Raw genomic sequence first — 22732 nt, 5'->3', positions numbered from 1 at the left:
CTTGAATCAGGGGCTGATGACCCGGCCCTGGTGATCGACCAACGGGCCGTTGAAGTGCGCGCCGGAAGCGTCGAGGGTCAGGCCGACCGCGCCCAGTTGCAGGGTGATGACTTGGGGCGTCATCAGCAGGTGCGCCGGGCCGATGCTCAGCTCGAGCGTTTCCCGTGAACCGTTGAAGTGCGCCGGGCCGTTCTGCCAGTGCAAGGTGTGCGTTGCATCGTCGTAGCCGCTTTCGCTGCCGTCCTGATGCACCCGACGAGTCAACGTCGGGATGGTCGAGGCCGGGGGAAAACGATCACTGTTCAGCCCGAACAGCGCGACACTTTGCGCGCCGCTTTCGCCGCTGCCGTAGTTCAGCAGCAGACATTGCTCACCTACGCTGGGAATGCGCGATTCGCTCTGCGCGCCGGCACTCGGGTTAAAGAACCTTATGGCCGGTGTGAGCAAGCCGCCGTGACTGACCTGGCAGGTGTTGCTCGCTGCGTCGACGGTCTGGCAAATGCCGATGCGGCAGTAGTTTTCGGCACGGCGATGCAGGTCTTCGATTTCTGCCTCCATCTCCGCCAGACGTTCGATGATCGGGCCCAGTTGCATGCGCAATAATGCGTCGAGCATCGGTCAGCCCTCCAGCGCGGTGTATTGATCGGGATCGTCGATATCGCTGACTTCCCAGGTGCGGGCGAATTTCGGCGTGCCGAGCGGATCGTCGAGCAAGATCGGGCCGAGATAGAGGGTCTGCTCGAATGTCAGGGTCCGGGCCTTGTATTGCTGGCCGAGCAATGACGGCAAGCCATCGATGTTGGTTGGCAGATCACACTGCTCGCCGGGCACGCCCCAGCGATTGTCGGTGATCAGATTTTTCAGCACGGCGATCAGATCGCAGGCTGAAAACGCGGTCGCAGCAAGCGCCGGGATGACTTGCAACGACACCGTCATGACATGAGCGATACGCCCGTCAGCGGCGCGCCACCCTGATGCGTTGCGGTCGAAGCCGATCAACACCCAGGCCTGATCGCCCGGCGCAGTGAAGTCGTCTTGATTGCCGACATTGATGTCAAGCCCGGCGGTGTTGCGCAGCGTCGTCGCGATGGCTGTAAACAGTTGCGACGGCTGTTGGATCGGTGTGGGCATACATGACCTCCTTTTCTATCGTCCACGCGCAGCCCTGCCGCCCAAAGGGCGGCACGAACAGGTTCGAGGTTAAGGCTGGTCGCGGGGTGGCAGTTCGCAGACGCCGATGCGTTTGGCCGCCCAGCGTTCGTACAAGCCGATGGCCACGTCGGCACCGGCCATGGCGGTGAGGCAGCCGAATGCGCCGGCGGCCCAGATGGACAGGCCTGCGGCGTAGAGCAGCATGATCGCCGACACACCGCAGATCATGCAGGCGCCCGAGCGCAGGGCCAGACGGCGGATAAGCGACCAGCCGTGGGCGCCCTCCTTGTCGGCGCGCCACATCTCGCCGGACACCCCGCCAATCACGGCAAGAAGGATCACCAGCCAGATCGGCATGTCCGCCAACGCTTGTTGCTCGTTTGTCATGTCACGCCTCCTGGTGTGATGAATGATTTTGTTTGTTGGGTTCAACGGGTTCTCATGAGGCAGGCATTCCAAAAAGCCCGGCGCTTGCACACCGGGCTTTTCAGTAATGCGCTCCTTCGCCTTCCCTTTAGTCCTGTAAATGTGAAAGGAAGCTGACTTTTCGGCGCTACTGGCGCGGTACGAGTCCATTTAAATTGTTTTTCCGACCGCGGTCCCTGCCCGCCGGATAACTGCTTCTGGTGCTTTACGCTGCACACCCGGGTCAGTTGCCAACCCTCTGAACCGTTAAGGCCGGTTCATCGCTGCCTGTTCTTTTGGAACTAAAGAGCTTGTCTTGCCAGCCGCTTTGTCGAGCGGCTTGGTTGCAAGAATATGCATGGATGCATATACAGTCAATGCGTAAATGCATTTATTTATGCACCTGAAATGCATGAGCGCATGAAAGCCCCGCCAGCAAAGGGCTGGCGCGCTTCAACAGGCGAAAAAAAACCCGCCATCGAGGCGGGTCTGATTTGAGAAGGACAAGGTCAGCGGGCGTACATGCCCCACCAGAAGACATGACCGAGTATGGCGATCTGCTCTTCCTGAATTTCCTGGAAGCTGTAATCCTCGTCCGGATGCTCGTCGCGATTGAAGCTGCGCAGACGAATGCCGGTCGGCAGGCGGTAGAGCTGCTTCACGCGCAACTGGCCGTTGTGATTGATTGCATAGAGGTCGCCATCAATGATGTCGCCGATACCACATTTGCCCGCGTTCACGCCGACGGTTGCGCCGTCACGCAGCACCGGCAACATGCTGTTGCCGCGTACCGTCACGCATTTGGCCTGATCGAACTGCACACCGTTATGGCGCAAGCTGCGCTTGCCGAAACGCAGGCTGGAGCGTTCGCTCTCTTCGATGACGAATCTTCCTGATCCAGCAGCCAATTCAACCTCGCGAAGAAAGGGCACCGACACCTCATCATCATCGACAGGCGTGTCGTCGTCCCACAGGCTTATGTCCTTGAGTTCAGCATGCACGTCAGCGCGTGCGGCGGCACCGGCCGCGGGCGCGGGCGCGACGTCGGCGCGCCCGCGCAACTGATCGGTGCTGACATTGAAGTACTCAGCGATCTTCGAAATATGTTTATCCGAGGGATCGACGATCTTCCCGCTGAGAATTCGCGAGAGAGTGGATTGAGGCACGCCGGTACGACGGTGAAGCTCCGTGGGGGAGATCCCGTGTTGATCGAGCAAGGCTCTTAAGACGGAGGCTACGTTGCGTTTTTGCATAACGCGCATAGTGCTTGAAGTTTTTCGCGAAGACAAATGCTGATTTGCATAAATCATGCATAAGTAACTTTTCCATGAAAGCAGACGATCACCCGACCGCAGCGCCTGCGTAGCGCAGACCGCCCATGGTAACCTTGCGCCCATCGCGGAAAAGCCCGGCGATTGTCCGCGCTTCGCCCTACATCTTTTAACGAGTTGCCCGACAATCCGATGAATAAAGCCGTCTCCGACCTGTCCTCCCACACTCCGATGATGCAGCAATACTGGCGGCTGAAGAACCAGCACCCCGATCAGCTGATGTTCTACCGCATGGGCGATTTCTACGAGATCTTCTACGAAGATGCGAAGAAGGCCGCCAAGTTGCTCGACATCACGCTGACCGCGCGCGGGCAATCGGCGGGACAGGCCATTCCGATGTGTGGGATTCCTTACCATGCGGCGGAAGGTTACCTGGCGAAACTGGTCAAGCTTGGCGAATCCGTGGTGATTTGCGAGCAGGTCGGCGATCCCGCCACAAGTAAAGGCCCGGTCGAACGCCAGGTGGTGCGGATTATCACGCCGGGCACGGTCAGTGATGAGGCGTTGCTCGATGAGCGTCGCGACAATCTGATCGCCGCGGTTCTGGGCGACGAACGCCTGTTTGGCCTGGCCGTTCTCGACATTACCAGCGGCAACTTCACCGTGCTCGAGATCAAGGGCTGGGAAAACCTGCTGGCCGAACTGGAGCGGGTCAATCCGGTGGAATTGTTGATTCCGGACGATTGGCCAAAGGACCTGCCAGCGGAAAAACGCCGCGGCGTACGTCGTCGGGCGCCGTGGGATTTCGAGCGTGACTCGGCGCTGAAAAGTCTCTGCCAGCAATTTTCCACTCAGGATCTGAAAGGCTTCGGCTGCGAGAATCTGACCCTGGCCATCGGTGCCGCAGGTTGCCTGCTCGCCTACGCCAAGGAAACCCAGCGCACCGCGCTGCCGCATTTGCGCAGCCTGCGCCACGAACGTCTCGACGACACGGTTGTGCTCGATGGCGCCAGCCGCCGTAACCTGGAACTCGACACCAATCTCGCCGGCGGCCGCGACAACACCCTGCAATCGGTGGTCGATCGCTGCCAGACCGCCATGGGTAGCCGTCTGCTCACCCGTTGGCTGAACCGACCGCTGCGCGATCTCACCGTACTGTTGTCGCGGCAGACCTCGATCACTTGCCTGCTCGATCATTACCGCTTTGAAAAGCTGCAACCGCAGCTCAAGGAGATCGGGGACATCGAGCGGATTCTGGCGCGGATCGGCCTGCGCAATGCGCGTCCTCGCGACCTCGCACGTCTGCGTGACGCCCTCGGCGCCCTGCCGCAATTGCAAGTGGCGATGTCCGAGCTGGAAGCGCCGCACTTGCAGCGCCTGGCGACTACCGCCAGCACTTATCCGGAATTGGCGGCGCTACTGGAAAAAGCCATTATCGATAATCCGCCAGCGGTGATCCGTGACGGCGGCGTGCTGAAAACCGGCTACGACAGCGAACTCGACGAACTGCAATCGCTGAGCGAAAACGCCGGTCAGTTCCTCATCGACCTCGAGGCTCGGGAGAAAGCCCGCACCGGCCTGAGCCACTTGAAAGTCGGCTACAACCGCATTCACGGTTACTTCATTGAACTGCCGAGCAAACAGGCAGAATCGGCGCCGGCCGACTACATCCGTCGCCAGACGCTCAAAGGCGCCGAGCGTTTCATCACGCCGGAACTGAAAGCCTTCGAGGACAAAGCGCTGTCGGCCAAGAGCCGCGCCCTCGCCCGCGAGAAAATGCTTTATGAGGCGCTGCTGGAAGATCTCATCAGCCAGTTGCCACCCTTGCAGGACACCGCTGCGGCGCTGGCCGAACTGGACGTGCTGAGCAACCTGGCCGAGCGCGCGCTGAACCTTGATCTGAACTGCCCGCGCTTCGTCAGTGAACCGTGCATGCGCATAACCCAGGGGCGTCATCCAGTGGTCGAGCAAGTGCTGACCACACCGTTCGTGGCCAACGACCTGAGCCTTGATGACAACACGCGCATGCTGGTGATCACCGGCCCGAACATGGGCGGTAAATCCACTTACATGCGGCAGACTGCGCTGATCGTGCTGCTGGCGCATATCGGCAGCTTCGTGCCCGCGGCCAGTTGCGAATTGTCGCTGGTCGACCGGATCTTCACCCGCATCGGTTCCAGCGACGATCTGGCCGGTGGGCGCTCGACGTTCATGGTGGAAATGAGCGAGACCGCCAATATCCTGCACAACGCTACCGAGCGCAGCCTGGTGTTGATGGACGAAGTCGGCCGCGGCACCAGCACCTTCGACGGTTTGTCGCTGGCGTGGGCTGCGGCGGAACGTTTGGCACAACTGCGCGCCTATACGTTGTTCGCCACTCACTATTTCGAACTGACAGTACTGCCGGAGGCCGAGCCTTTGGTGGCCAACGTGCATCTCAACGCGACTGAGCACAACGAGCGCATCGTGTTCCTGCACCATGTGCTGCCAGGGCCTGCAAGCCAGAGTTATGGCTTGGCGGTGGCGCAGTTGGCCGGCGTGCCGAGCGAAGTGATCACGCGCGCACGCGAACACTTGAGCCGTCTGGAGGACACCGCGCTGCCTCATGAAGCGCCGAAGCCTGCGGTCAAAGGCAAACCGGCGGCGCCACAGCAAAGCGACATGTTCGCGAGCCTGCCGCACCCGGTGCTGGACGACCTGGCGAAGATCGATCTGGACGACATGACTCCGCGTCGCGCGCTGGAAATGCTCTACGCACTAAAGAACCGGATATAAGCACTGAAGAAGCGGATATAACGCAAACGGCTCCAAGCTGTTAGAATCTCGCGCGGTTTGGGATGCTGCTGGTTCATAGCCTGGCCAGCAGGTATCGCTCCCAAACCTGGCGACCCCAACCGTGAAGGGGCAACGCTGCCGCCGCCTGAGGAGAAAATTAGAAATGACCTTCGTCGTCACCGACAACTGCATCAAGTGCAAGTACACCGACTGCGTAGAAGTGTGTCCGGTGGACTGCTTTTACGAAGGCCCGAACTTCCTGGTGATTCACCCGGATGAGTGCATCGACTGCGCCCTGTGCGAACCGGAATGCCCGGCTGTGGCCATCTTCTCGGAAGATGAAGTGCCAAACGGTATGGAAAACTTCATCCAGCTCAACGCCGAGCTGGCAGATGTCTGGCCTAACATCACCGAGCGCAAGGATCCTCTTCCGGATTCCGCCGAGTGGGATGGCAAGCCGAACAAGATCGAACAACTCGAACGCTGATCTGCCCCGCGCTCGAATTGGAAAAGGCCCCTTGCGGGCCTTTTTGCTTTTGCGGATTTCACTTTTCTGCAGACAAAAAAAGGGGCGGTATGACCCGCCCACATTTTTTCCCTATTCCCTGTATTCCTTTTCATCGTCCTGATGAATCGCGTCCTGCGATGTCCGTTCCCCTCGTCCTTGAAGGGCGTGTCTGTCCGTCGACACAGTTCAGATACTAGCGATTTCCCGGCGCAGAGCAATTTGCCTTTGGGAATGAAATCGCCTGCCATAAGCGCTTAACAGCAAATAATAAATATATAAATCAAGAAGTTATACACCTACGCCGGACATCATCGTCGTCTGCCACAGTGTAAAAATAACGAACACTTACGAAACAGTAAGCCAAGGCTTACAGAGCAAGACTACAACTTGTCCCTGTAGGAGCTGCCGCAGGCTCGGGCCGCGTTCGGACGATCAAAAGATCGCAGCCTGCGGCAGCTCCTACATATGCAGATTTCAGAGGACAACAAAAAGCCCCGAACCAGTCGGGGCTTTTTGCGGGCGGTCACTTGAAACGCTTACTGGAACAGCGATTCGCTCGACAGGCCATTTTTTTCGAGAATTTCACGAAGGCGCTTGAGTCCTTCCACCTGGATCTGCCGCACCCGTTCCCGGGTCAGGCCGATCTCCAGGCCGACATCTTCCAGCGTACTGCTTTCATGGCCGCGCAGGCCGAAGCGGCGTACGACCACCTCGCGCTGCTTGTCGGTCAATTCAGACAGCCATTGATCGATGCTCTGCGACAGGTCGTCATCCTGCAGCAGTTCGCACGGATCGGTAGGACGATCATCAGTGAGAGTGTCCAGCAGGGTTTTATCCGAATCCGGACCCAGCGAGACGTCGACCGAAGAAACCCGTTCGTTCAGGCCCAGCATGCGCTTGACCTCGGCCACCGGCTTTTCCAGCAGGTTGGCGATTTCTTCGGGTGAAGGTTCGTGGTCGAGTTTTTGCGTCAGCTCCCGTGCCGCCCGCAGGTACACGTTGAGCTCCTTGACCACATGGATCGGCAACCGGATGGTCCGGGTTTGATTCATGATCGCGCGCTCGATGGTCTGACGGATCCACCAGGTTGCGTAGGTCGAGAAGCGGAAGCCGCGCTCGGGATCGAACTTTTCCACCGCCCGGATCAACCCGAGGTTGCCCTCTTCGATCAGATCCAGCAGCGACAGCCCCCGATTGACGTAACGCCGGGCGATTTTGACCACCAGCCGCAGGTTACTTTCAATCATGCGCTTGCGCCCGGCCGGATCGCCACTTTGCGACAAGCGCGCAAAATGAACTTCTTCTTCCGGTGAGAGCAATGGGGAAAAGCCGATTTCGTTGAGATACAACTGCGTGGCATCAAGTGCACGCGTGTAATCGATGTATTTATGTTGTTTAAGTGAAGCGGAGTGTTTGGATTTGGAACGAACGGAAGGTGGAGCAGCCCCTTCATCATTCGACATCGAATCCGAATCGATGCCGGTCTCCATAAGGAGAACCTCATCGTCGATGTCAAACTCCGGCACTTCTTTACTGAGAGCCATTGTTATAGTCCTTTGGTGAGTTCGACCCCAAGCTCAAGCGACGCCTTTATCCTTGGCAGCGCTGGAGCCTGTCCCCTCTACGCGACGGAACAGGCTGGCTTACAAATCAACGGCTGGGCAGGAACTGCAGCGGATCCACTGGTTTACCTTGGCGGCGAATCTCAAAATGCAGTTTCACCCGGTCTGTACCCGTTGACCCCATTTCGGCAATTGTCTGTCCGACCTTGACCTGCTGCCCCTCCCGAACCAACAGCCTGCGGTTATGTCCGTAAGCACTGACGTAGGTTTCGCTGTGTTTGATGATGACTAATTCGCCGTAGCCCCTTAAGCCACTTCCGGCGTAAACAACCGTCCCATCAGACGCAGCTAAAACAGGCTGTCCCAAATCTCCGGCGATATCAATTCCTTTATTCAAACTACCGTTTGAAGAGAATTTACCAATCAGAATGCCATTAGATGGCCATCCCCAGCCGGTCGGGGCCGGGCCCGCTGGGGGCATCGGAGCGGGGGTTGGCTTGCTGGCGACGGACGGTGCCGCGCCCGCAGAGCCAGTGGTCGTGGTGGTCGTGGTGCCATTTGCCTGACGTCGGATTACCGTGGTTTTACTCGACGAGGAAGGCGAAGAACTGCTGTTGCTGACCACCGCAGTCGGCGTTGAACCGGTGCGGCCGTCAAAGCGAATTGTCTGACCCGGATGGATCGTATATGGCGTAGGAATGTTGTTCCGGGCAGCGAGGGTTTTGTAGTCCCAGCCGTAACGAAATGCGATCGAAAACAAAGTATCGCCAGGACGGACTACATACTGCCCGGTCGTCACGGTCGGACGTTGCGCGACCGCGTTGTTGCGATCGACAACGCGCACATTGCTGGATTTGGTGCTGGAGCATCCGACCAGCAAGGTGCTCAAGACGAGGCCAGTCACCAGGCGCTGAAAGCTCGTGTTACCCATACGCTGCGCAATGACTGTGAGACTCACCCGCCGCTCCCTTTGTGGTGGCTGAAAATTCTGAATGCCGCGTTTCGGCATGAAGTGTCGCAAGTATAACGGGCCGAAACGGCTTTACCTTTAATGAAGCGAAATCCCCGTGCGCACACGTTTGCAAGTAGTAAGTACGCTGCGTTTAAACCGTGGCTGCCGATGTAAGACCGGCGCCGTTAAAAGGAATTCAGCGCCCTTAAACAAATGCTCAGGCCAGTGGGCCGTTGAGCAAAGGCACGAAACGAACAGCGCCCAAAACATGCCGGGAAAAGCCATGTTCTTCGCGCACGATCAGCATCAGTTGTTGTACTTCTCCCGAGCCCACCGGAATCACCATGCGTCCCCCCGGTGCCAGTTGATCAAGCAGCGCCTGCGGCACGTCGGTCGCCACGGCGGTGACGATGATGCCGTTGTACGGTGCCAGCGCCGGCCAGCCTTCCCAGCCATCGCCCCAACGAAACACCACGTTGCGCAGGTTCAGTTCGATCAGACGTTCCTTGGCGCGATCCTGCAGCACCTTGATGCGCTCGACCGAAAAAACCCGCTCGACCAACTGTGACAAAACCGCCGTCTGATAACCGGACCCCGTGCCGATTTCCAGCACTTTATCCAGCGGCCCCGCCTCCAGCAGCAGCTCGCTCATGCGCGCCACCATATAAGGCTGGGAAATCGTCTGGTTGTTACCGATCGGCAGCGCGGTGTCTTCATACGCGCGATGCGCCAGCGCCTCGTCGACGAACAGATGACGTGGCGTGCGCCGGATCACTTCCAGCACCTTGGCGTTTGTCACGCCTTCTTCATATAAACGCTGGATGAGTCGTTCGCGCGTACGCTGCGACGTCATGCCAATGCCGCTGCGCAGGCGGTCTTCATGTTCACGCGCCATCAGCCTAGTCCTCCGAGCCAGCCGTCGAGACTTCTGAAGGCGTCGTTGAAGGTGCGATCGAGCTGCAGCGGCGTGATGGAAACATAGCCCTGCATCACCGCATGAAAGTCAGTCCCGGCACCGCCATCTTCGGCATCACCGGCAGCGGCAATCCAGTAACCGGCCTTGCCACGCGGATCCACCACTTTCATCGGCGCCGCCGCCCTCGCGCGGTGACCGAGCCGGGTCAGTTGAATACCGCGAATGTGGTCGATCGGCAGATTGGGAATGTTCACGTTGAGCACCGTGCGCGGGGGCAGGTCGAGAGTGGCGTGGGCTTCGACCAGTTTGCGCGCGAAGTAGGCCGCTGTCGGCAGATTATCCACTTGGCGGGAGACCAGCGAAAAAGCAAACGATGGCCGTTCAAGGAATCGCCCTTCAAGCGCTGCCGCGACGGTTCCGGAATACAAAACGTCATCACCCAGGTTGGCGCCAAGATTGATCCCGGAAACCACCATGTCCGCCTCGCGCTCCAGCAGGCCGTTAATGCCCAGATGGACGCAGTCGGTCGGTGTGCCGTTGAGGCTGATAAAGCCATTGGCCAGGTATTGCGGGTGCAGCGGACGGTCGAGCGTCAGCGAACTGCTGGCACCACTTTTGTCCTGCTCCGGGGCGATAACCACGCATTCGGTGTAATCCGCCAGCGCAGCATAAAGCGCGGCGAGACCGGGTGCGGTTACCCCATCGTCGTTAGAAATCAGAATACGCATGGGCTGTCCGTCTGCCCCACCGGCACCAGATCAACGAGTTCGCGCACCAATACGGTGGCGAAGCATCCGGCCGGGAGGACGAATTCCAGTTGCAGAATGTCAGGCTGGGGATAATGCCACGTCAACCCGCCAATGGGCAGACGCAGGATGCGACGTTCGTGGCTCATACCGGCGTGAACCAACCAATCGCGCAGCTCGGCTTCGTCGCTGGCAATCCCCTGTTCCAGATCATGGACAGCGCCCGCCGCCGGCGAGTCACCTTCGCCCCACTGCGGACCGGTTGGATGCAGATCGAGAATCGCCAGACGCGGATCGTTGCATTCAGCCTCGCCCGCCGGGAAAAAGCTGCGGCTGTCGGTAAAGGCCAGCAGATCGCCGACTTGTGCTTTTTGCCAAGTGCCGTCAGCCACCCGCGCAGCCAGCACATTATTGAAAAGAAAACTGCGCGCCGTGGACAGCAGCCGGGAACGCACATTGCGCTGCTCCGGCAGGGCTTTGCGCGCCGCCCAAGAACGCGCATCGACGACGTTGCCGCCATCGTGGCCGAATCGCTGAGTGCCGAAATAATTGGGAATGCCCTGGCTGGCAATCAACTGCAGACGCTGTTCGATCGCAGCCTTGTCGCCAGCAAACTGGGTGAGACGCAAAGTGAAGCCGTTGGCCGAGTGCGCACCGCGTTGCAGCTTGCGCTTGTGGCGAGTGGTCTTGAGGATCTTTAGCGTGTCGTTTTCTGCCGCCGCCAGATCAGGATCGGCCTTGCCCGGCAATTGCACGCTGAACCATTGCCGGGTCAGCGCCTGACGATCCTTGAGCCCTGCGTAGCTGACCGTGCGCAACGGCACGCCGGCCGCCTTGGCGATCCGCCGCGCTGCTTCTTCAGTGTTCAGACCGCGTTTTTCCACCCAGATCCACAGATGCTCGCCGTCGCCACTGAATGGAATGTCCAGCACTTCATCGACCTGGAAATCTTCCGCGATGGCTTTCAGGACTGCAGTGCCGAGAGGTTCGCCATAAGCCTTGGGGCCGAGCAATTGCAGTTCGTTCATGCGCGCAGCAACAAGGCAACGGAATGCACGGCAATACCTTCTTCGCGACCGACAAAGCCAAGCTTTTCGGTGGTGGTGGCTTTCACGTTCACTTGATCCAACTCAACTTGAAGATCCGCCGCAATCAGCGCACGCATCGATTCGATATGCGGGGCCATTTTCGGTGCCTGGGCAACGATGGTGTTGTCGACATTGCCGACTTTCCAGCCTTTGGCGTGGATCAGACTGACCACATGACGCAGCAGCGCCCGGCTGTCCGCGCCCTTGAATTGCGGGTCGGTATCCGGGAAATGTTTGCCGATATCACCCAGCGCCGCTGCGCCGAGCAAGGCATCGCTCAAGGCGTGCAGCAGGACGTCACCGTCGGAATGAGCGAGCAGCCCGAAGCTGTGTGCAATGCGCACGCCGCCCAGAGTAATGAAATCGCCTTCAGCGAAACGGTGCACATCATAGCCGTGGCCAATACGCATAAAAAAACGCCCCGATTTTTGTCAGGGCGTGATTCTACCTGCATTACACCTGAAGGGCGCGTGCGTGATGCTGCAAGTGGTCGTCAATGAAGCTCGAGATGAAGAAATAGCTGTGGTCGTAGCCCGGTTGCAGGCGCAGCTCAAGCGGATGCCCCGCTTGTTTTGCTGCGTGTTGCAAGGCTTCGGGCTTGAGCTGGGTGGCGAGGAAATCGTCGCGATCACCTTGATCAACCAGCAACGGCAACTTCTCGGTCGCCTCGGCAATCAGCGCGCAGGCGTCCCACTCTTTCCACTTCGAACGGTCTTCGCCCAGGTAATTGGAGAAAGCTTTCTGGCCCCATGGGCAATCGATCGGATGGGTAATCGGCGAAAACGCCGACACCGATTGGTAACGCCCCGGATTGCGCAAGGCGCAGACCAATGCGCCGTGGCCGCCCATGGAATGTCCGCTGATGCTGCGTTTGTCCGACGCCGGGAAATGCGCTTCAACCAGTGAAGGCAATTCCTGCACGACATAGTCATGCATCCGATAATGACGCGCCCATGGTTCCTGCGTGGCATTCAGATAGAAGCCGGCGCCCAGACCAAAATCCCAAGCCTTGTCCGAATCGTCCGGGACATCCGGGCCACGCGGGCTGGTATCCGGTGCGACGATGATCAAACCGAGCTCGGCGGCCATGCGCAGCGCGCCGGCCTTCTGCATGAAATTTTCATCGGTGCAGGTCAGGCCTGACAACCAGTACAGCACCGGCAGCTTGCCGCCCTGCTCCGCTTGCGGCGGAAGGTAGACGGCAAAGACCATGTCGCAATCCAGCACCTCGGAGCGATGGCGGTAGCGCTTGTGCCAGCCACCGAAACTCTTCTGACAGGAAATGTTTTCCAGGTTCAAGGGGTTCTCCCCAGCTGCAAGCTGCAAGCCGCAAGCCGCAAGCTTCAAGAAAAAGCACCGACGCCTTTACTTGCAGCTTGAAGCTTGAAACTTGGGGCTGCTGTTAGAAATGTATGACGGTACGGATGCTTTTGCCTTCATGCATCAGGTCGAAAGCCTTGTTGATATCTTCCAGACCCATGGTGTGGGTGATGAAAGTATCCAGCGGGATTTCGCCGCTCTGGGCCATGTCGACATAGCTTGGCAGTTCGGTACGGCCACGGACGCCGCCGAAAGCCGAACCGCGCCAGACGCGACCGGTAACCAGTTGGAACGGACGGGTAGCGATTTCCTGACCGGCACCGGCAACACCGATGATCACCGACTCGCCCCAGCCTTTGTGGCAGCACTCAAGCGCGGCACGCATCAGTTGCACATTGCCGATACATTCGAAGGAAAAGTCGACGCCGCCATCGGTCATGTCGACGATCACTTCCTGGATCGGGCGATCGAAATCCTTCGGGTTCACGCAATCGGTGGCGCCCAGTTGTTTGGCGATTTCGAATTTGGCCGGGTTGATGTCGATGGCAATGATGCGCGCAGCCTTGGCCTTCACCGCGCCAATCACCGCCGACAAGCCGATGCCACCCAGACCGAAAATGGCCACGGTGTCGCCCGGTTTGACCTTGGCAGTGTTGAGTACTGCGCCAATACCGGTGGTGACACCGCAACCGAGCAGGCAGACCTTTTCCAGCGGCGCGTCCTTGGAGATCTTGGCCACGGAAATTTCCGGCAGCACTGTGTATTCAGAGAAGGTCGACGTACCCATGTAATGGAAAATCGTCTCGCCCTTGTAGGAAAAGCGCGAAGTGCCGTCCGGCATCAAGCCCTTGCCTTGGGTCGCGCGAATCGCCTGACACAGGTTGGTCTTACCCGACTTACAGAATTTGCACTGTCCGCATTCCGGGGTGTACAGCGGAATCACGTGATCGCCAACGGCAACCGAGGTCACGCCTTCACCGATGGCTTCAACAATGGCGCCACCTTCGTGGCCGAGGATGGACGGGAAGATACCTTCCGGGTCGGCGCCGGACAAGGTATAGGCGTCGGTGTGGCAAACCCCGGAAGCCACTACACGCAGCAATACTTCACCGGCCTTGGGCATGGCGACGTCGACTTCTACGATTTCCAGCGGCTTTTTGGCCTCGAAGGCAACGGCGGCGCGCGACTTGATCATGCTGACTCTCCAGTGAATCCATTGAATAAAAAACCAGACAAACAGTGTAGTTCAGCGTCTGGTGATTAATAATCCGGACGAAAGCAAAACATTATTGCCCCACAGGGATAATCCTGATGTCCGAAAACCGCTGGGAAGGCATCGACGAGTTCGTCGCCGTTGCCGAATGCAGCCAGTTCACTGCCGCCGCTGAGCGTCTGGGGGTTTCTTCCTCCCACGTCAGTCGACAAATCGTACGGCTCGAAGAGCGGTTGCAGACACGCCTGCTCTATCGCAGTACTCGCCGGGTGACGCTGACCGAGGCCGGGCAGACGTTCTTGCAGCATTGTCAGCGCTTGCAGGATGGTCGCGAAGAAGCCTTACGTGCGGTGGGTGACCTGGCCAGTGAACCGAAAGGCATGCTGCGCATGACCTGCGCCGTGGCGTACGGCGAGCGTTTTATCGTGCCGCTGGTGACGCGTTTCATGGGGCTTTATCCGCAACTGCGCATCGATATCGAGCTGAGCAACCGTCAGCTGGATCTGGTGCACGAAGGTCTGGATCTGGCGATCCGCTTGGGTCGGTTACAGGATTCTCGTCTGGTCGCTGCGCGCCTGGCGCCACGGCGAATGTATCTGTGCGCCTCGCCGTCCTATCTGGAACGCTACGGACGCCCGCACAGTTTGTCGGAATTGAGTAGGCACAATTGCCTCATCGGCAGTTCGGACATCTGGCAACTGGAACAGAACGGGCGGGAATTTTCCCAGCGTGTGCAGGGAAACTGGCGTTGCAACAGTGGGCAAGCGGTGCTGGATGCGGCGTTGCAGGGGGTGGGGTTGTGCCAGCTGCCGGACTATTACGTGCTGGAGCATCTGCACAGCGGCGCGTTGATTTCCTTGCTGGAAGCGCATCAACCGCCAAATACCGCAGTGTGGGCGCTGTATCCGCAGCAGCGGCATTTATCGCCGAAGGTGCGCAAGTTGGTGGATTATCTCAAGGAAGGATTGGCTGAGCGGCCGGAATATCGCGGTTGAAAGCAAAAGATCGCAGCCTTCGGCAGCTCCTACAAAGGAATGCGATCCCATGTAACAGCTGCCGAAGGCTGCGATCTTTTAGCGACGGTTAGCCCAACGCTGGCGCAACCACTCCAGATCTTCCGGGCGGGTCACCTTGAGGTTATCCGCCCTCCCCTCAATCAGTCGCGGTGCCAGACCGGCCCACTCCATCGCCGACGCTTCATCGGTTATCACCGCATCCGCCACCAAACTGTCCGCCAACGCCCGATGCAACGCGCCGAGACGAAACATCTGCGGCGTATACGCCTGCCAGATCACGCTGCGATCCACGGTTTCAACAACTCGCCCGTGTTTATCGACGCGTTTCAACGTGTCGCGCGCCGGCACTGCGAGCAAACCGCCCACCGGGTCATCAGCCAGTTCAGCGAGCAACTTGTCGAGATCGTCACGACTGAGATTCGGCCGGGCCGCGTCGTGCACCAGCACCCAATCTTCATCAGCGGCGCCTAGGGCATGCAAATGCAGCAAGGCGTTGAGCACCGAAGCCGAACGTTCGGCGCCGCCCTCGACCCGCTGAATTCGCGAGTCGGCAGCGCAGGCCAGGTTAGGCCAATAGGGATCATCGACAGCAAGACTGACCACCAAACCCTTGAGGCTCGGATGATCGAGGAAACAGCCGAGGCTGTGTTCGAGAATTGTGCGTCCGCCCAGTTGCAAGTATTGCTTGGGACGGTCCGCGGCCATTCGGGCACCGACGCCCGCGGCAGGAATCACGGCCCAGAAGGCCGGCAGGGAAAAAATCATTGGGCCAACTGGTAAAGGGTTTCGCCGTCCTTGACCATGCCCAGTTCGTGACGAGCCCGCTCTTCGACGGTTTCCATGCCTTTTTTCAGCTCGCTGACTTCAGCGTCCATCACCCGGTTGCGCTCAAGCAAACCCTCGTTCTCGGCGTGCTGATCAGCAATCTGCTGATTCAGCTCGGCGACCTGCGCCAGACTGCCATTGCCCACCCACAGGCGGTACTGCAGACCGGCCAGCAGCAAGAGCAAAACGAGAAACAACCAGTAAGGACTGCGCATCGAATATCAGGTATCCAGTGAAAAAAGACAGCCACGCGAAAACTTGAAGCATCTGATAGCACGAAGCCTGGAAAGATCCAGGCTTTGTGCTTAAGGCATCAGATTAGTGGCAAATCCATCGCTGTCACGACTTTTTCGACACAATCCGGTGTCTTTCATCAGGTACGAATCAGCCGCGGAACTCGGCACGACCGTTGTACTTGGCCTTGCCATTCAACTGCTCTTCAATACGCAGCAGTTGGTTGTACTTGGAAACGCGGTCGGAACGGCACAGCGAACCGGTCTTGATCTGGCCAGCCGAAGTGCCCACAGCCAGGTCGGCAATGGTCGAATCTTCGGTTTCGCCCGAACGGTGCGAGATCACTGCAGTGTAACCGGCAGCCTTGGCCATCTGAATGGCTTCCAGGGTTTCGGTCAGGGTGCCGATCTGGTTGAACTTGATCAGGATCGAGTTGGCGATCTTTTTATCGATGCCTTCCTTGAGGATCTTGGTGTTGGTCACGAACAGGTCGTCGCCGACCAGTTGCACCTTCTCGCCGATCTTGTCGGTGAGAATCTTCCAGCCAGCCCAGTCGGACTCGTCCAGACCGTCTTCGATCGAGATGATCGGATAACGCTCGGTCAAGCCTTTGAGGTAGTCGGCGAAACCTTCAGCGGTGAACACCTGACCTTCGCCGGACAGGTTGTACTTGCCGTCTTCGTAGAATTCGCTGGCTGCGCAGTCGAGGGCCAGGGTCACGTCGGTGCCCAGCTTGTAACCGGCGTTCGCTACCGCTTCGGAGATCACTTTCAGCGCGTCTTCGTTGGACGCCAGGTTCGGTGCAAAACCGCCTTCGTCGCCAACGGCAGTGCTCAGGCCACGGGCCTTCAGCACGGCTTTCAAGTGATGGAAAATCTCGGTGCCCATGCGCAGACCTTCCGAGAAAGACTTGGCGCCAACCGGCTGAACCATGAATTCCTGGATGTCGACGTTGTTATCGGCGTGCTCGCCACCGTTGATGATGTTCATCATCGGGACCGGCATCGAATAAACACCCGGCGTGCCGTTCAGGTTGGCGATGTGTGCGTACAGCGGCAGATCCTGATCCTGTGCAGCAGCCTTGGCCGCAGCCAGGGACACCGCGAGGATGGCGTTGGCGCCCAGGGTCGCTTTGTTTTCGGTACCGTCGAGCTTGATCATCGCCTGATCCAGCGATTTCTGGTCGCTTGGGTCGGTGCCCAGCAGCAGATCGCGGATCGGACCGTTGATGTTGGCTACCGCTTTGAGCACGCCTTTGCCCAAATAACGGCTCTTGTCGCCATCACGCAGCTCGAGCGCTTCACGCGAGCCAGTGGATGCACCGGACGGCGCGCAAGCGCTGCCGATGATGCCGTTGTCGAGAAGCACGTCCGCTTCCACGGTGGGATTGCCACGGGAGTCGAGAACTTCACGACCTTTGATGTCGACGATTTTTGCCATTGTTGTAAACACTCCAAAGTTGACGAAAACGACGCAGCTAGAGGAAACCTTTTTACCGTCGGCAAGTGGTGTGCAGCGGGCAGCTTGCAGACGACAACGCTCACGCCCGAGGGCATGAGCGACAAATCGTGCGGTACTTTACCGGAGAATCGAGCGTTACGCGGTTTCTACCGTCGGAAAACTCTTCACCAATTCGTCCAAAGCTTTGAGCTGGGCCAGGAAAGGCTCCAGTTTGTCCAGACGCAAGGCGCAAGGGCCGTCGCATTTGGCGTTGTCCGGGTCCGGATGGGCTTCCAGGAACAGGCCCGCCAGCGACTGGCTCATGCCCGCCTTGGCCAGATCCAGAACCTGCGCACGGCGACCGCCGGCGGAGTCGGCGCGACCACCCGGCATTTGCAGCGCGTGGGTCACGTCGAAGAATACCGGGTACTCGAACTGCTTCATGATGCCGAAGCCGAGCATGTCGACCACGAGGTTGTTGTAGCCGAAGCTTGAACCGCGCTCGCAGAGAATCAGTTGATCGTTACCCGCTTCCACGCACTTGTTCAGGATGTGTTTCATTTCCTGAGGCGCGAGAAACTGGGCTTTCTTGATATTGATCACCGCGTTGGTCTTGGCCATCGCGACGACCAGATCGGTCTGGCGCGACAGAAAGGCCGGCAGCTGAATGATGTCGCAGACCTCAGCGACGACCGCGGCCTGTTCAGGCTCATGGACGTCGGTGATGATCGGCACGCCGAAGGCTTGCTTGATGTCCTGGAAGATGCGCATGCCCTCTTCCAGGCCAGGCCCGCGATAAGAGGTCACAGAAGACCGGTTGGCCTTGTCGAAGCTGGCCTTGAACACGTAAGGGATCCCGAGTTTCTCGGTGACCTTCACATACTCTTCGCAAACCTGCATGGCCATGTCACGGCTTTCCAGCACGTTCATGCCGCCGAACAGCACCATGGGTTTGTCGTTGGCAATCTCGATGTCGCCGACGCGGATGATCTTCTGTGCCATCGGGGTTACGCCTTCTTCTGGTGTTGAGCCAACGCAGCTTTGACAAAACCGCTGAATAGCGGATGACCATCGCGCGGGGTCGAGGTGAACTCAGGGTGGAACTGGCAAGCGACAAACCATGGATGATCCGGCGCTTCGACCACTTCGACCAGCGCGGCATCGGCGGAGCGACCGGAGATTTTCAGGCCGGCTTCGATGATCTGCGGCAGCAGGTTGTTGTTCACTTCGTAGCGGTGACGGTGACGCTCGACGATCACGTCCTTGCCGTAGCAATCATGGACTTTGGAGCCTGGCTCAAGCAGGCAATCCTGCGCGCCGAGGCGCATGGTGCCGCCAAGATCGGACGATTCGGTACGCACTTCGACAGCGCCGGTGGCGTCTTCCCACTCGGTGATCAGACCGACGACCGGATGGCCGCTGGCACGATCGAACTCGGTGGAGTTGGCGTCTTTCCAGCCCATCACGTTACGGGCGAATTCGATGACCGCCACTTGCATACCCAGGCAGATACCCAGGTAAGGCACCTTGTTTTCGCGAGCGTACTGAACAGCAGTGATCTTGCCTTCCACGCCACGCAGACCGAACCCGCCCGGGACCAGAATCGCATCGACACCTTCGAGCAGCGCAGTGCCCTGGTTTTCGATGTCTTCGGAATCGATGTAACGCAGATTGACCTTGGTGCGGTTGCTGATACCGGCATGACTCATCGCTTCGATCAGCGATTTGTAAGCGTCCAGCAGCTCCATGTACTTGCCGACCATCGCGATGGTCACTTCGTGTTCCGGGTTCAGCTTGGCGTCAACCACCGCTTCCCACTCGGACAGATCGGCGCTGCCGCATTGCAGGCCAAAACGCTCGACAACGAAATCGTCCAGACCCTGCGAATGCAGGATGCCCGGAATCTTGTAGATGGTGTCGGCGTCTTCCAGCGCGATCACCGCACGTTCTTCAACGTTGGTGAACTGAGCGATCTTGCGACGCGACGAGATGTCGATCGGATGATCGGAACGGCACACCAGGACGTCCGGCTGCAGACCGATCGAACGCAGTTCTTTTACCGAGTGTTGAGTCGGCTTGGTCTTGGTCTCGCCGGCAGTGGCGATGTACGGCACCAGCGTCAGGTGCATCAGCATCGCGCGCTTAGCGCCGACTTCGAAACGCAGCTGGCGGATGGCTTCGAGGAACGGTTGCGACTCGATGTCGCCCACGGTGCCACCGATTTCGACCATGGCCACGTCAGCGTCGCCGGCACCCTTGATGATGCGGCGCTTGATTTCGTCGGTGATGTGCGGAATCACCTGGATGGTTGCACCCAGGTAGTCACCACGGCGCTCTTTGCGCAGCACGTGCTCGTAGACACGGCCAGTGGTGAAGTTGTTGTTCTGGGTCATGGTCGTGCGGATAAACCGCTCGTAGTGGCCCAGGTCCAGGTCGGTCTCGGCGCCGTCGTGGGTGACGAACACTTCACCATGCTGGAACGGGCTCATGGTGCCCGGGTCAACGTTGATGTACGGATCCAGCTTAAGCATGGTGACCTTAAGCCCCCGCGCCTCCAGGATAGCCGCCAATGAAGCCGAGGCAATGCCTTTCCCCAATGAAGAAACAACACCGCCCGTGACGAATATGTAGCGCGTCATGAAAAACCCTAGAAGTCTGCGTTAAAGCGGTACGAGCCGCCGGGGAAAGCGAAGGAAGGCCGAAGCCCCCGATCACCTGCATTAATCACAGTGCACCTTTCAAAAAAACCGCCGCGTTGGGACAGACCGGCAGATGAAACACCGGTACGTTGCTCGCTACACATTTTTTGGAATCGCCCAGCAAAGACTGCTTGGTAATCGGCAACTCCTGCAATTCAGGCGAATCCACAGAAGTTGTATCAAGAAGGGAGCGTAGTCTACCGGAATGCCCCTTTCATCTCAAACCTTGATCTTCGTCTGTTGGCTGCCAGTGCAATGTCCAGCCTGCATCCATCTGACCATCAAGACCCGACAGGTTCGCCACCGCGAGCAATTCTTCACCACGAAACAGCAGCGGCAATCTGCCACGCACAAAACCTGGCACACCACGCTCATTGAGCAGGCGTTTGAGATCGCGATGGCCACGATCGGCCAGGTGCATGACTTCACCGCCCTGCCGATAGCCAATGCGCAACGGCCCCGAAGGCGTCGGCCCGCTGAACCTGACATGTCCGTTGCCGGGCAAGCGTAGCGCTGACGATGGCCTCAGCCACTCGACGCCGATGACCGGCGCTTGCAGCCAGTCGGCGCTGAGCCACCAGACGCGACCGGCGCCGCGGTGCAATTCGCCATCGGCCAGACGCCAGATCGGTGAGGCATCGGTGGTGGCATCGCGCAGGTTGATCCAACCCGACCAATGGTCAGCATCTGGCAGACTGGTCAACGGTTCGAGCCAGTGGCTAAGGGAATTTCGCTGGCGTGCGTCAGATATTGCAGCCAACGGCGCTAACGCAAGTGATGGGACGCCCAGCCAAGCGAATTCATGGACCGTTTCAGCTTGTGCGAGATCGATCTGCGCCAGCTCATCAAGCAGGCCTTGCGCCTCACGCAGATGCGCAGCCGTGCGCGCCATGCTGGCCTGCGCCTGCGGCCAGCGCTGGGTGAGCATCGGTATGACTTGATGGCGGAGATAATTGCGTGAGAAATGCCGATTCTGGTTCGACGGATCTTCGACCCAGGTCAGTTCGTGGGCGTTGGCGTACGCCTCCAGCTCGGCCCGCGAAAAGTCCAGCAACGGGCGAACCAGAATCCCCTGCCCCACGGGACGTTGCGCAGGAATGCCTGACAAACCGCGCACACCGGCGCCGCGCATCAACCGGAACAACAGGGTTTCCGCTTGATCGTCACGATGCTGGCCGGTCAGCAGCACGTCATTGCTTTCGGTCAGCGCACTAAACACCGCATAACGCGCATCCCGTGCCGCCCGCTCCAGGCTCGCGCCCTTTTGCACCGTCACCTGCTCAACTTGTAACGCGATACCCAGCGCATCACAGATAATCTGGCAATGCTGCGGCCATGCGTCCGCCACCGCTTGAAGGCCGTGGTGAATGTGGATTGCGCTTAGCGCAGGGAAGGATTCGGTTTTCGCCAGGGTGGCGAGCAGATGCAGAAGGACGGTGGAATCGAGGCCGCCGGAGAAGGCGATGCGCCAGTGAGCGGCGTCGCGCCAGGGCTCAAGGTTCAGCAGAAGACGGGATGGCAAATCACGCTTCGAAGAATTCATGGAGAGGGTCGCTTCTCAAGGATCCTGTAGGAGCTGCCGAAGGCTGCGATCTTTTGATCTTGAAAGATCGCAGCCTTCGGCAGCTCCTACAGGGGTACTGCGTTCGACTTAGAGACCGTAGCTCATCAGGCGATCATAACGGCGCTTGAGCAGCGCTTCGTTATCAAACTGCTTGAGCATCGCCAGTTGCGAACTCAGTTCGGCACGGATCGAAGCAGCGGCAGCGGCCGGGTCGCGGTGGGCGCCGCCCAAAGGCTCGCCGATCACTTTGTCGACGATGCCCAAGCCCTTCAAACGCTCGGCGGTGATACCCATCGCTTCAGCGGCATCCGGTGCTTTTTCCGCGGTTTTCCACAGGATCGACGCGCAACCTTCCGGCGAGATAACCGCATAGGTCGAGTACTGCAACATGTTCAGTTGATCGCACACGCCGATGGCGAGTGCGCCGCCGGAACCACCTTCACCGATCACGGTGGCGATGATCGGCGTCTTCAGACGCGACATCACGCGCAGGTTCCAGGCGATCGCTTCGCTCTGGTTGCGCTCTTCAGCGTCGATACCCGGATAGGCTCCCGGAGTATCGATGAAGGTCAGAATTGGCATTTTGAAGCGTTCGGCCATTTCCATCAGACGGCAGGCCTTGCGATAGCCTTCCGGACGCGGCATGCCGAAATTGCGGCGAACTTTTTCGCGCACTTCACGGCCCTTCTGATGACCGATGATCATCACCGGCTGGTCTTCCAGACGCGCGATGCCGCCAACAATGGCAGCGTCGTCGGAGAAGTGACGGTCGCCATGCAACTCGTCGAACTCGGTGAAGATATGTTCGATGTAGTCCAGGGTGTACGGGCGTTTCGGGTGACGCGCCAGGCGTGCGATCTGCCAGCTGGTCAGCTTGCCGAAGATGTCCTCGGTCAGCGTTTTGCTCTTGTCCTGCAGGCGGGAGATCTCATCGCCGATATTCAGCGAATTGTCATTACCGACCAAGCGCAACTCTTCGATCTTGGCTTGCAGGTCGGCGATCGGCTGTTCGAAATCTAGAAAATTCGGGTTCATAGGCGTCCGTC

The 22732-nt window shown here is 58.9% G+C and carries 22 protein-coding genes; 3 read left to right on the top strand and 19 right to left on the bottom strand.

What is annotated here, in order from left to right; translation table 11 throughout:
• Positions 1 to 6: 6 nt before the first annotated feature.
• From EL257_RS05990 to EL257_RS05975, 4 genes are all read right to left on the bottom strand, one after another.
• The gene (locus tag EL257_RS05990) at positions 7 to 615 is read right to left on the bottom strand and encodes a phage baseplate assembly protein V (protein WP_126360691.1); all 609 of its coding nucleotides are present in this window, start codon (positions 613 to 615) and stop codon (positions 7 to 9) included.
• Between the two features lie 3 nt (positions 616 to 618).
• The gene (locus EL257_RS05985; protein WP_126360688.1) at positions 619 to 1131 is read right to left on the bottom strand and encodes a hypothetical protein; all 513 of its coding nucleotides are present in this window, start codon (positions 1129 to 1131) and stop codon (positions 619 to 621) included.
• A gap of 69 nt (positions 1132 to 1200) precedes the next feature.
• Positions 1201 to 1539 (bottom strand): phage holin family protein, encoded by a 339-nt coding sequence (locus EL257_RS05980; RefSeq protein ID WP_126360686.1) that lies wholly within the window; start codon positions 1537 to 1539, stop codon positions 1201 to 1203.
• A gap of 527 nt (positions 1540 to 2066) precedes the next feature.
• On the bottom strand, positions 2067 to 2819 hold the full coding sequence (locus EL257_RS05975) for a LexA family transcriptional regulator (RefSeq protein ID WP_126368012.1): 753 nt from the start codon (positions 2817 to 2819) through the stop codon (positions 2067 to 2069).
• A 201-nt stretch (positions 2820 to 3020) separates the two neighbouring features.
• Between EL257_RS05975 and mutS the strand changes: the two genes are divergently transcribed.
• Positions 3021 to 5603, top strand: a complete 2583-nt coding sequence (mutS, locus tag EL257_RS05970; RefSeq protein WP_126360684.1) for a DNA mismatch repair protein MutS — start codon at positions 3021 to 3023, stop codon at positions 5601 to 5603.
• A gap of 163 nt (positions 5604 to 5766) precedes the next feature.
• Complete coding sequence (gene fdxA, locus EL257_RS05965) at positions 5767 to 6090, top strand: ferredoxin FdxA (protein WP_126360682.1); 324 nt, start codon at positions 5767 to 5769, stop codon at positions 6088 to 6090.
• A gap of 557 nt (positions 6091 to 6647) precedes the next feature.
• On the opposite strand, the gene rpoS is transcribed toward fdxA, so the two are convergent.
• From rpoS to EL257_RS05925, 8 genes are all read right to left on the bottom strand, one after another.
• The gene (rpoS, locus tag EL257_RS05960; RefSeq protein WP_126360680.1) at positions 6648 to 7655 is read right to left on the bottom strand and encodes an RNA polymerase sigma factor RpoS; all 1008 of its coding nucleotides are present in this window, start codon (positions 7653 to 7655) and stop codon (positions 6648 to 6650) included.
• A 106-nt stretch (positions 7656 to 7761) separates the two neighbouring features.
• Positions 7762 to 8631 (bottom strand): peptidoglycan DD-metalloendopeptidase family protein, encoded by an 870-nt coding sequence (locus EL257_RS05955; RefSeq protein ID WP_126360678.1) that lies wholly within the window; start codon positions 8629 to 8631, stop codon positions 7762 to 7764.
• Between the two features lie 211 nt (positions 8632 to 8842).
• Positions 8843 to 9478: a protein-L-isoaspartate(D-aspartate) O-methyltransferase gene (locus EL257_RS05950; protein WP_172604539.1), complete on the bottom strand. Its 636-nt coding sequence runs from the start codon at positions 9476 to 9478 to the stop codon at positions 8843 to 8845.
• Between the two features lie 41 nt (positions 9479 to 9519).
• Entirely contained in the window at positions 9520 to 10269 is a 750-nt protein-coding gene (surE, locus tag EL257_RS05945) for a 5'/3'-nucleotidase SurE (protein WP_126360674.1), read from the bottom strand.
• Complete coding sequence (gene truD, locus EL257_RS05940) at positions 10257 to 11315, bottom strand: tRNA pseudouridine(13) synthase TruD (protein WP_126360672.1); 1059 nt, start codon at positions 11313 to 11315, stop codon at positions 10257 to 10259. Before truD ends, surE begins: the two co-directional genes overlap by 13 nt.
• On the bottom strand, positions 11312 to 11785 hold the full coding sequence (gene ispF / locus EL257_RS05935; RefSeq protein WP_126360670.1) for a 2-C-methyl-D-erythritol 2,4-cyclodiphosphate synthase: 474 nt from the start codon (positions 11783 to 11785) through the stop codon (positions 11312 to 11314). The genes truD and ispF overlap by 4 nt, the downstream gene beginning before the upstream one ends.
• Positions 11786 to 11828: 43 nt before the next feature.
• Positions 11829 to 12674 carry an S-formylglutathione hydrolase gene (fghA, locus tag EL257_RS05930; RefSeq protein WP_126360668.1) on the bottom strand — a complete coding sequence of 282 codons (846 nt, stop codon included), beginning with the start codon at positions 12672 to 12674 and terminating at the stop codon, positions 11829 to 11831.
• A 103-nt stretch (positions 12675 to 12777) separates the two neighbouring features.
• A complete protein-coding gene (locus tag EL257_RS05925) occupies positions 12778 to 13890 on the bottom strand; it encodes an S-(hydroxymethyl)glutathione dehydrogenase/class III alcohol dehydrogenase (protein WP_007908835.1) in 1113 nt (370 codons plus the stop codon).
• Positions 13891 to 14006: 116 nt separating this feature from the next.
• On the opposite strand from EL257_RS05925, the gene EL257_RS05920 reads away from it, so the two are divergent.
• A complete protein-coding gene (locus EL257_RS05920) occupies positions 14007 to 14903 on the top strand; it encodes a LysR substrate-binding domain-containing protein (RefSeq protein ID WP_126360666.1) in 897 nt (298 codons plus the stop codon).
• A gap of 78 nt (positions 14904 to 14981) precedes the next feature.
• Here EL257_RS05920 and ispD read toward each other — a convergent pair whose 3' ends face one another.
• The 7 genes from ispD to EL257_RS05885 form a co-directional block, all read right to left on the bottom strand.
• The gene (gene ispD / locus EL257_RS05915; RefSeq protein ID WP_126360664.1) at positions 14982 to 15689 is read right to left on the bottom strand and encodes a 2-C-methyl-D-erythritol 4-phosphate cytidylyltransferase; all 708 of its coding nucleotides are present in this window, start codon (positions 15687 to 15689) and stop codon (positions 14982 to 14984) included.
• Positions 15686 to 15964, bottom strand: coding sequence for a cell division protein FtsB (ftsB, locus tag EL257_RS05910; protein WP_007908838.1), 279 nt, complete (start codon positions 15962 to 15964; stop codon positions 15686 to 15688). Before ftsB ends, ispD begins: the two co-directional genes overlap by 4 nt.
• 169 nt (positions 15965 to 16133) lie before the next feature.
• The gene (gene eno / locus EL257_RS05905; protein ID WP_126360662.1) at positions 16134 to 17423 is read right to left on the bottom strand and encodes a phosphopyruvate hydratase; all 1290 of its coding nucleotides are present in this window, start codon (positions 17421 to 17423) and stop codon (positions 16134 to 16136) included.
• 156 nt (positions 17424 to 17579) lie between these two features.
• A complete protein-coding gene (gene kdsA / locus EL257_RS05900; RefSeq protein WP_007908840.1) occupies positions 17580 to 18425 on the bottom strand; it encodes a 3-deoxy-8-phosphooctulonate synthase in 846 nt (281 codons plus the stop codon).
• Positions 18426 to 18430: 5 nt separating this feature from the next.
• On the bottom strand, positions 18431 to 20062 hold the full coding sequence (locus EL257_RS05895) for a CTP synthase (RefSeq protein WP_126360660.1): 1632 nt from the start codon (positions 20060 to 20062) through the stop codon (positions 18431 to 18433).
• A 274-nt stretch (positions 20063 to 20336) separates the two neighbouring features.
• Positions 20337 to 21665, bottom strand: coding sequence for a tRNA lysidine(34) synthetase TilS (tilS, locus tag EL257_RS05890; RefSeq protein WP_126360657.1), 1329 nt, complete (start codon positions 21663 to 21665; stop codon positions 20337 to 20339).
• A 108-nt stretch (positions 21666 to 21773) separates the two neighbouring features.
• Positions 21774 to 22721 carry an acetyl-CoA carboxylase carboxyltransferase subunit alpha gene (locus EL257_RS05885; RefSeq protein WP_126360655.1) on the bottom strand — a complete coding sequence of 316 codons (948 nt, stop codon included), beginning with the start codon at positions 22719 to 22721 and terminating at the stop codon, positions 21774 to 21776.
• Positions 22722 to 22732: the final 11 nt, after the last annotated feature.

The organism is Pseudomonas fluorescens (assembly GCF_900636825.1).
Taxonomy (GTDB): Bacteria; Pseudomonadota; Gammaproteobacteria; order Pseudomonadales; family Pseudomonadaceae; genus Aquipseudomonas; species Aquipseudomonas fluorescens_BG.
Note: the sequence above shows the minus strand (reverse complement) of the source record. Positions and strands in the feature narration are given on the sequence as shown.